This window comes from Paraburkholderia humisilvae (genome assembly GCF_902859855.1).
Lineage (GTDB): Bacteria > Pseudomonadota > Gammaproteobacteria > Burkholderiales > Burkholderiaceae > Paraburkholderia > Paraburkholderia humisilvae.
Genome location: NZ_CADIKH010000436.1, coordinates 1 through 764 on the forward strand (window position 1 = coordinate 1; position 764 = coordinate 764).

Consider the following 764-nt stretch of genomic DNA (forward strand, 5'->3'; position numbering starts at 1 on the left):
CCGTCGATACCCGGTGCGCCGTTGTTCTTTCTGGCCAGCGCATACGCTTCGCGCAGCGTTTCCATCTTGCAGACATGGACGTACAAACCCCAGAAACGCCAGGACGGTCCGGCCTTCGCCTTGACGTATACCTTCGCTATCCCATCGGGCAGCGTTTTACGCGCTATCTCTTTCGTCGTCACCATCTTCATCAGCGGTCGTCGCGGCGCTCCACCTTAACGCGACAAAACCCAACAGGACTGCCAGGCGCCGACAATTACCCACCCCCGAACCGAAGGAAGCGACAACTATGGCTACCTGAACCAACGACAATTACCCCCATCGACCGGACAACATAGTTGCCGCTCCGGCGGACTTTGTAATTGACGCTCTACAACGTCTGCACGTCGAGGTTGCGAACTGGCTTCCTCGCATCATCTTTGCAAAAGAAATCGCTAAGGATAACTCATTCATCTCGATCGATGTACCGAACCCAGAATTCCGCGAGACGATTGTGTCCGTTGATCTGTATGTAACCCGGCCGCTCGCAGAAGGTAATCACCAGAGGATCTGAAGCGGTACGGCTCGTCGCCAGGCTCCGCGGCTTCCTCGCGCGCAAAGGCAACGGCGAGCCTGGCGTCAAACCATCTGGCCAGGCATGCAGCGGATAGTGGACTGAGATTGACCCAGAAAAACGGACACCTATTCTTTTGAGAAGGAGGTGCCGGAAATGGGCAAGCATCGTACCCCATACCCTGCGGAATTCCGGGCTCGCATGGTCGAGC

General features: G+C 56.5%; 2 pseudogenes. One reads left to right on the forward strand and one right to left on the reverse strand.

Going from position 1 to position 764, the window contains the following annotated elements:
* Positions 1 to 191: pseudogene (locus HV796_RS42940) on the reverse strand (hypothetical protein); the annotation flags it as partial.
* A 357-nt stretch (positions 192 to 548) separates the two neighbouring features.
* On the opposite strand from HV796_RS42940, the pseudogene HV796_RS45620 reads away from it, so the two are divergent.
* Positions 549 to 658, forward strand: a pseudogene (locus HV796_RS45620) (IS4 family transposase); the annotation flags it as partial.
* Between the last annotated feature and the right edge of the window lie 106 nt (positions 659 to 764).